The sequence below is a fragment of the Kytococcus sp. HMSC28H12 genome (assembly GCF_001816045.1).
GTDB classification, from domain to species: Bacteria; Actinomycetota; Actinomycetes; order Actinomycetales; family Dermatophilaceae; genus Kytococcus; species Kytococcus schroeteri.
Genome location: NZ_KV824322.1, coordinates 1 through 1976, shown reverse-complemented (window position 1 = coordinate 1976; position 1976 = coordinate 1). Strand labels below are relative to the sequence as shown.

The window sequence follows — 1976 nt, the reverse complement described above, 5'->3', positions numbered from 1 at the left end:
GTGGGGAAGGGGGAAGGGGTCGGCAGGTGCGGGGCAGACGGTGGGGCTCGCTCCCGGGGACGCAGAAGGCCCGGTCCTGGTGGACCGGGCCTTCTACGTGTGCGCCCCCGGCAGGATTCGAACCTGCGCACCCGCCTCCGGAGGGCGGTGCTCTATCCCCTGAGCTACGGGGGCACGTGGTCTGCCTGTCGGGCGGACAACGAGGTACGACCTCGCGCTTTCGCGCCGTCCAGCCATGGACCGAGGGGACACCTTACCAGCGCTCTCGATAGGGTGCGCCCCATGACGCCCGAACAGCTCGCACAGGCCATCACCACGGCGCTCCAGGCCGCCGTCGACGCCGGGGAGATCTCCGTCGAGGTCCCCGCCGAGGTCCGCGTGGAGCGACCCAAGGACCGCAACCACGGCGACTGGGCGAGCAACCTGGCCCTGCAGCTGGCCAAGAAGGCCGGCATGAACCCCCGTCAGGTGGCCGAGCTCGTGGCCGCGCGCCTGCGGGAGGCCGAAGGTGTGGCCGCCGTCGACATCGCCGGCCCGGGCTTCCTCAACATCACCCTCGATGCCGCGAGCGCCGGCGAGCTGGCCCGCACCATCGTGGAAGGGGCCGACTCCTACGGCGACAACGAGGCGCTCGCCGGCCACACGATCAACCTCGAGTTCATCTCGGCCAACCCGACCGGCCACCTGCACATCGGCCACACGCGCTGGGCCGCGCTGGGTGACTCGATGCGGCGCCTGCTCGCCGCCTCCGGTGCCGACGTGACCGCCGAGTACTACATCAACGACGCCGGCACGCAGATGGACAAGTTCGGCGAGTCGGTGCTGGCCGCCGCGCTGGGCGAGCCCACCCCGGAGGGTGGCTATCCGGGCGAGTACGTGCAGGAGCTGGGGCAGAAGGTGCTCGAGCAGCGCCCCGACCTGGGCGACCTGCCGCGCGCCGAGGGCGTGGCCACCGCCCGGGAGCTGGGTTACCCGCTGATGCTCGGCCTGATCCAGGACACCCTGGAGCGCTTCGGGGTGCACTTCGACGTCTGGTTCAGCGAGCAGAGCCTCCACGACGAGGGCGCCGTGGACAAGGCCATCGCCCGCCTGCGCGAGCAGGGACACGTCTACGACGCGGACGACGCCGTGTGGCTGCGCACCACGGACTTCGGCGACGACAAGGACCGCGTGCTCATCCGCAGCAACGGCGAGCACACCTACTTCGCCAGCGACGCCGCGTACTACCTCTCCAAGAAGGACCGCGGCTTCACCGAGAAGATCTACCTGCTGGGCGCCGACCACCACGGCTACGTGAACCGCCTCAAGGCCATCAGCTCGGCCGCCGGCGACGACGCGGACAAGAACATCGAGATCCGCATCGGCCAGCTCATCTCCATCAACGGCGCCCGCCTGAGCAAGCGCGCCGGAAACGTGGTGGACCTCAACGACATGCTCGACTGGATCGGTGCCGACGCCATCCGCTACTCGCTGGCGCGCTACCCCGCGGAGACCCCGCTGAGCCTGGACGGCGAGGAGCTGCGCAAGCAGAGCAACGACAACCCGGTCTTCTACGTGCAGTACGCCCACGCGCGCACCGCCAACGTGGCGCGCCTCGCCCAGGCCGATGGGGTGGACCGCGCCGACGGCTTCGACCCGGCCCTGCTCGACCACGAGACCGAGGCCACCCTGCTGGCGGCCCTCGGCGACTTCCCGCGGGTGGTGGCCCAGGCCGCCGAGCTGCGCGAGCCGCACCGGGTGGCGCGCTACCTGGAGGACCTGGCCGGCGCGTTCCACAAGTGGTACGACGCCTGCCGCGTGCGCCCCCGTGACGGCGAGGAGGTCACCGACCTCCACCGCAGCCGCCTGTGGCTCAACGACGCCACCGGTGTGGTGCTGCGCCGTGGTCTGGACCTGCTGGGGGTCTCGGCGCCCGAGCGCATGTGAGGACGGCGTCCCGGTGACGGGGGCGGTGCGGGGACACCCGCACCGCCCCC

1 protein-coding gene and 1 tRNA gene are annotated in these 1976 nt (G+C 71.5%); one reads left to right on the top strand and one right to left on the bottom strand.

The window, feature by feature from the left end; genetic code table 11:
* Positions 1–102: 102 nt before the first annotated feature.
* Positions 103–174 (bottom strand) — tRNA-Arg (locus HMPREF3099_RS02645).
* A gap of 108 nt (positions 175–282) precedes the next feature.
* On the opposite strand from HMPREF3099_RS02645, the gene argS reads away from it, so the two are divergent.
* The gene (gene argS / locus HMPREF3099_RS02640) at positions 283–1926 is read left to right on the top strand and encodes an arginine--tRNA ligase (protein ID WP_070703696.1); all 1644 of its coding nucleotides are present in this window, start codon (positions 283–285) and stop codon (positions 1924–1926) included.
* Positions 1927–1976: the final 50 nt, after the last annotated feature.